5 protein-coding genes are annotated in these 6,092 nt (G+C 70.6%); 1 reads left to right on the top strand and 4 read right to left on the bottom strand.

Going from position 1 to position 6,092, the window contains the following annotated elements; genetic code table 11:
- Window positions 1-395 precede the first annotated feature (395 nt).
- Window positions 396-1,178, bottom strand: coding sequence for a hypothetical protein (locus tag ACWIVK_RS06040; protein WP_448575673.1), 783 nt, complete (start codon window positions 1,176-1,178; stop codon window positions 396-398).
- A 148-nt stretch (window positions 1,179-1,326) separates the two neighbouring features.
- Between ACWIVK_RS06040 and ACWIVK_RS06035 the strand changes: the two genes are divergently transcribed.
- Window positions 1,327-2,814 carry an aminotransferase class I/II-fold pyridoxal phosphate-dependent enzyme gene (locus tag ACWIVK_RS06035; protein ID WP_448575672.1) on the top strand — a complete coding sequence of 496 codons (1,488 nt, stop codon included), beginning with the start codon at window positions 1,327-1,329 and terminating at the stop codon, window positions 2,812-2,814.
- Window positions 2,815-2,836: 22 nt separating this feature from the next.
- Here ACWIVK_RS06035 and ACWIVK_RS06030 read toward each other — a convergent pair whose 3' ends face one another.
- Genes ACWIVK_RS06030 through rmuC form a run of 3 tightly spaced genes read right to left on the bottom strand, consistent with a single transcriptional unit; the run spans window position 2,837 to window position 6,067 of the window.
- A complete protein-coding gene (locus tag ACWIVK_RS06030) occupies window positions 2,837-3,880 on the bottom strand; it encodes a hypothetical protein (RefSeq protein ID WP_448575671.1) in 1,044 nt (347 codons plus the stop codon).
- Between the two features lie 8 nt (window positions 3,881-3,888).
- The gene (locus tag ACWIVK_RS06025; RefSeq protein WP_448575670.1) at window positions 3,889-4,896 is read right to left on the bottom strand and encodes a uroporphyrinogen decarboxylase family protein; all 1,008 of its coding nucleotides are present in this window, start codon (window positions 4,894-4,896) and stop codon (window positions 3,889-3,891) included.
- Window positions 4,844-6,067, bottom strand: a complete 1,224-nt coding sequence (rmuC, locus tag ACWIVK_RS06020) for a DNA recombination protein RmuC (protein WP_448575669.1) — start codon at window positions 6,065-6,067, stop codon at window positions 4,844-4,846. The genes ACWIVK_RS06025 and rmuC overlap by 53 nt, the downstream gene beginning before the upstream one ends.
- Window positions 6,068-6,092 lie beyond the last annotated feature (25 nt).

The following is a 6,092-nucleotide window of genomic DNA, read 5'->3' as shown; positions in this document are numbered from 1 at the left end:
CGCAAGGACATCACTGCGACGCCCGCCCCCCGTTTGTAGGGGTCAGGCGGTGCCTGACCCGTCCGGCCCGGAGGGCCGGCACATGGGAACCGGCGGGCATCGGCGGTGTGCCCTGTCGCATCGCTGCGCGGGCATGGGGGTGACGATCGATTGCCGCGCCAGATGGCGCGGGCGGGCGAGGCAGCGCCTCGCCCCTACACGGGTCGGCCGGCACATCCCCGGCGCGGCAGACGCGGGCGACGGTCGGGCGGCATGCCCCGTCCGGTAGGGGTCAGGCGGTGCCTGACCCGGCCGGCCCGCCCGGGCCGAGAGGCGCCGTCCTGACCAGATGGCCGCTGTGGTGGTCGGATCGATGAGGGTGCGGATGGCAGTGCTGTGGTGACCGGTCGGTGGGCTCAGAAGCTGCCGTCGCGCCCGATCGTCTGCAGCTCTTCGACGATCAGGCGGAGCTCGGCAGCGCGCGCGTGCATGCGCACGATCGGCTCGCCCTGCGGGTCCAGGAAGAGAACGTCGACGTGGTCGTTGGCTTCGACGAGTTCGGAGCCGCTGTAGTCGAGCTCGACGGTGAGGACCGGCGTCAAGCGGTCGCTCGGCTCAGCCGGCTCGCCGTGCGGGGCATGGGCCAGCGCATAGCGGTAGTGGCCGAGGAGATCCGCCAGCGCGCCCCGCTCGTTGGGGTCCTCCCCCAGGTAGAGCGAGAGGTCGATCCGCCCGTCGCTGATGTGCAGGTAGTAGCCGTCGTCCGCCCGCTCGAGCGCGATGTCGTGCGGGAACCACAAGTCGTAGATGACCAGCGGGCGCGCTTCTTCGACTGACTCGACCGCTTCCTCGTCTTCTTCGACCTCGGCCGGAGCGAGCGCCTCGGGGAATTCGCGCCCCTGCACCAGCCAGTAGTGGGCCAGCCCATAGCGGTACAGCAGCTCAGCCAACCGCGTGCGGATCGGCGCGGTGAAGGCGCCGGGAAACTCGTCCTCGATCACGCGTTCGAGCGCTTGGATGAGGCGGTCGTATTCGGGGCGGCGTCGCAGGTCGCGCTCGACGAACCGTTGCGCTTCTCGGAGGGCGCGGCGCAGGTCGACATCGATCGTCTCAGCGGCTTGCTCGGCCAGGAAGCGCTCGATCGCCTCGAACAGCTCGTCGTCGGGTTGGAACTGATCGCGGGTCGGCTGTTCTGCCACGGCGCGCTCCGTCTTCTCCCACGCAGCGCGTGGAGCGGTATCGACTGCCATTATGCACGCGTCTCCGTCCCCTGTCTACAGGACACTGCGACCGCGCCCCCGGGGTATACTCACCCGTCCGGTGGGGACGAGTGCGGAGGGCGGTGGAGTGCCGGAGGAACAACAGCGAGCGCCCTATCTGGAACAGTGGTTGGCCTACCTCGATGAGCGAGTGATTCCCTTCACGACGCCTGGGCACAAGCAGGGACGCGGTGCGCCCCCGGAGTTCGTCGCTGCGTTCGGTGAGCGGGCGCTCGCGCTGGACATCCCACATGACGGCGGTACCTTCGACGCGCATCTGGAGCACGATCCCCTGGTTGCGGCCGAGCGCTTGGCTGCTACCTTGTGGGGCGCGCGGGACGCCGTCTTCCTGGTGAATGGGAGCACCACCGGTAACCTGGCTGCACTCTTGACCCTCGGCCGACCCGGCCGGCCGATCGTCGTGACGCGGGCGATGCACAAGTCGCTCCTGGCCGGGCTGGTGCTGAGCGGCGCCCGACCGGTGTACGTGGTTCCCGCGGTGCATCCGGAGTCCGGTCTGCTCCTCGACCTGCCGCCCGAGTCGGTGGCGCAGGCGCTCGCGGCGTGGCCCGACGCGACGGCTGTCGCGCTGGTCAGCCCGACGTATACCGGGGTGATCAGCGACACGGCGGGGCTCGCCGCGCTCTGCCATGCCCGCGGTGTCCCCCTCTTCGTCGACGAGGCGTGGGGACCGCATCTGCCCTTTCATCCCGCCTTACCGCCAGCGGCCATTCCGTCGGGTGCGGACGTGGCGGTGACCAGCTTGCACAAGCTGGCAGGGTCGCTGACGCAGACTGCGCTCCTACTCATGGCGGGGAACCTGGTCGACCCAGCGCAACTCCGCGCGGCGACCGCCATGGTGCAGACGACCAGCCCCGCTGCCTTCCTCTACGCCTCGCTCGATGCGGCACGCCGTCGGCTCGCTCTGGAAGGAGAGCAGCTCCTGACGCGCACGCTCGAGCTGGCCGAGCGTGCTCGGCGCGAGTTGGCCGCGATCCCTGGGCTCGAGGTGGTCGGACCGGAGATCGTCGCTGGGCGTCCGGGAGCAGGCTTCGACCGGACGCGGCTGGTCGTGGACGTGCAGGGGCTCGGGCTGACCGGTCTGGAGGTCAAGCGGATCCTCCGGAGCGATTTCCGGATCGCGACCGAGATGGCTGATCTGGTGAGCGTCGTCTTCCTGATCACGATCGGTGACACGCCGGAGACGATCGCGGCGCTGGTCGCCGCGTTCCGCGCGCTCGCCGCCGATCGCGCCCGGCCGGACTCCGCAGCCGAGCGGAGTGCGGTGCGGGCGCTGTTGCGCTCCACCGGGCCGATCGTGGCCGGCGCGCCCCAAGCGATGACGCCACGGGAGGCGTTCTTCGCCCCAGCCGAGCGGGTGTCGCTCGCCGAGGCGGTGGGGCGCGTCGCCGCCGAGCCGGTCACTCCGTATCCGCCAGGGATCCCGGTGCTGGCCCCCGGCGAGGTGGTCAGACCGGAGGTCGTCGAGTTCCTCCAGGCTGGGCGAGCGGCTGGGATGCGGTTCAATGGTGCCAGCGACCCGATGCTGGCCACGCTGCGCGTCGTGCGTGCCTGACGCGCGGGCCGGCACGACGGGGTCACTCGTTCCCGCCGCGCGGATCGCGTGGCCAGGTCGGCCAGAGCGCGAAGAGGCGCCAGGGGGCGTCCAACTGCAGTATGTTGGCGGTGAGGCGTCGGGCGCCGGCCTCTTCGAGCGCGGCCAGGAACGGTCGCAGCGGCGCGACCGCGTCGGCGCGCCAGGCCAACAGCAGCGGCGTGGAAGCGATCGTCCAGGGGTCGAGTCCGGCCGCCAGGAGGATGCCAGCTGCGGGGTCGGGAAGCTGCTCGACGAGTCGGTGCGCCAGTTCACGGGAGGTCGACTCCGGCCAGGCCTGGGACGTAGCGAGGGCCAGGAGCAGGGGGCGGTCGAACACCCGGTAGCGGCGTGCCTTGGCCTGTACTTTGCTCAGCAGCGTGCGCAGCGAAAGCGACGGGGATGACGGCGCGGTCGGCTCGTCGGCGCGGATGCTGCTCGCGCGGCGGGCGCGGAACTGGAGCGACCAGCTGCCCCGCTGCCAGGAGAGCGTCGCATCGGTGGTCGCGGGACTCAGCGAGTCCAGCCAGCGGACGAGTTCCGAGCGGAGCGCGCGCAACGGTGGCGTGCCATGCCCACAGGTGGCCTGTGCCAGCGTGACGACGAAGGGTTCGCGCTGGACTTCGTGCAGGACGTCCAGGATCGGATAGAGACGCCGCTCGGCCCGCCACGCTTCGGTGGAGGGACCGTGGATCAGCGCTTCCAGGTAGAAGGCTTCCTGGTCGCGGGTGGCCAGGAAATCCGGGCGGGCACCAGCCCCCGGCACGGTGGGATGCGGGACCAGCTGGTAGCCGAGCCGGGTGAGCAGCTCGTGCAGGTAGAGCTCCCAGAAGGCGGCCAAGGCGAGTCGGCGATCGCGTTCCCACAAGCGGCTGCGCACGTCGGTCTGTGCTGGGACGGGCAAGCGGGCGAACCAGGTCTCGAGTAGGTCGCGCACGCGCCGGTCGGGCCCCGTGATAGCCCCGGCGAGCCGCTGGGCGAGCGTCGCACGGTGCGGTGCGGTCGGGCGGGCGATGCGCGGGTCGGGCGGGGTCGCGAAGAGGGACATCGCCGATCTCAGCTCCGTCGTGACCCGAGGTCCGTGGACCGCACAGCGGTGACCGCTGCCGCCACGTTGGCCTCCGGCGTGGTGATCGGGATGACGCAGCCCGGCGTGACCATGAGATGACGCCCGTTCAGCTGGGCGACCGCGTCCCGCGCTTGCGCAGCGACCGCTTCCGGTGCGAGCGTCGCGATCGCCGTCTCGTCCAGTCCGCCGGCGACGCAACGACCGCTGCGCCGCTCTCCCTCGGCCAAGCTCGGGCCGGCGCGGCGGTCGTGCCAGTTGAGGACGTGCACCGGGTAGTCGGCCAGGAGGTCGAAGTGGGGTGCTGGGCCGTGGATGTGCAGGAGCAGGAACGGTGCGCCAGCCGCCGCCTCCAGGACGGCCAGATCTCCCGGGCGTCCCCAGCGGGCGTAGGTCGCCGGATCGGTCAGATCGGCGGTCGCGCACTGCGTGGCGAAGAAGAGACCGTCTGCGCCGGCAGCCAACGCGGCCTGCACGAGTGTCCGCATCGTCTCGGTGATGGCGGCCAGCGCTTCTTCGACCAGTGCCGGGTGCTCGACGAGGTCGCGCAAGACGCGCCCCGCGGAGAGCTTGTACGCGACGGTGAGCGGGCTGAAGACGGTCTGGAGCACGGGGACCGTGCCGCCGAGTTCGCGGGCGACCAGGCGAGCGGCCTCGTTGATGGCGCGGAACGGGCCGCGGTCGACCGGGAGCGGGCGGATGGCCTGCCAGTCGTCGGGCTGCTCGACCGGGTAACGGGTCACGGTCCGCGTGCCGCTCGGATTACCGCGATATTCGCTGGCACCACCCCAGGCGATGACCGGGTAGTCGCCGGGCGGCATCAGTTTGACGAAGTCGAAGGCGAAGCGGTGCTGCCAGGCCAGCGTGACGCGCGCCAACGTCGCGGCGTCCTGGTCCTCTTCTGGGAAGTGACGCCACAGGCTGACCGGCGGATGATCGACCGGCTCACCGGCGATCGCCGCCTCGATCCGTTCCCAGTGCTCGCTCGCTTTGGGCACCGGCGTCGTCCTCGTTCCGCTCGGCGAGGGCGGGTGGCCCGCCGGGCTGGCCGAGCGCCTGGAGTTGGCGGAGCGTCCCCAACGCTCTGGCAGCCTGCTCGGCCAGCGCGTCGCGACTATTCTGCAGCATGGTGAGGCCTTTTGCATAGCGGCCGTTGAGTTCCTGCTGGATAGCTTGCAAGGCTTGCTCCAGCTGGTGAGCCAGCTGCGAGACGCGCATCGTCTCTTCGTCGCGCAGGAAGCGTAGAGCGAGATGGAGGAGCGTCAGGAAGTAAGGGATAGCCATGCTGTAGCTGATGACGATCACTCCTTTGGCGAGGGCGTGCGCGTGCCGACGCTGGGTCCAGCGGTAGACGGCGTCCGGTACGGCGATGACGGCGAAACCGAGCGTGAGGTCGGGGTCGAGATAGGCCCGCACCTCTTCGACGCGCTGGTCGAGGAGTTGCTCGAGTTCCCGGCGCGCTTCGGCGGAAGCGGTCTCGTCCAGTTCGGCCAACTGGCGGGCACCGACCCACTTGGAATCGACCGGCACGTGTTTGCCGTTGGGGAGGCGGAACGCGAACTCGACGCGCCGGTTGCGGATCGGCAAGTCGAACGCCTTGAACTCGGCGGGCAGCTGCTCGAGGAAGGTCTCCAGGATGTGCTCGCCAGCCGCACCGCGCGAAGCAGAGCCGGTCAAGATGGCATCGAGCCGCGCGACGAAGCGGCCCAGTTCTTCTTGCTGACGGCGTGCCTCCTCGTCGTTGCGGCGGAGCTCGCTGAGCGTTTGCTGGGCAGCAGCCAGGGCCTGCTGGAGGTGGTCGAGCCGGCCAGCCGTCTGGCCCTGTTGCTGCAGGACGGCGGCGAGCCCACTGCGCAGCTCGCCGACGACCAGGTTGAGCGTCTCGAGCCCGGCGCTGAGCTGCCCGTGCCGCGCTTCGCTCGCCTGCAGGCGGGTTTGGAGTTGTCCCGTCGTCAGCGCGACCTCGTGGACCGATCGCGCGAGGTCCTGCATCTGCTGTGTCTGTGCCCGTGCGGCCTCCTGGAGGAGCGCGAGCGCGGCGGAAAGCGATCCCGGTTCGGATTGGGGAGCAGCCGGTCCGCGTGCCAGGAGACGGCCGAGGAGCACGCCGAGTGCCAAGAGGAGGACTCCGCCCACTGCGAGCAGCGCGATCGCCGTCCCGTCCGTCATCGTGGCCCCCACGCTCGATCCGCGA

This window comes from Thermomicrobium sp., assembly GCF_053493975.1.
Note: the sequence above shows the minus strand (reverse complement) of the source record. Positions and strands in the feature narration are given on the sequence as shown.

What these genes read in the sequence shown, in the direction of transcription:
- ACWIVK_RS06030 (WP_448575671.1), bottom strand. Translation starts at nt 3,880, where the DNA reads ATGTCCCTCTTCGCGACCCCGCCCGACCCGCGCATCGCCCGCCCGACC.
- rmuC (WP_448575669.1), bottom strand. Translation starts at nt 6,067, where the DNA reads ATGACGGACGGGACGGCGATCGCGCTGCTCGCAGTGGGCGGAGTCCTC.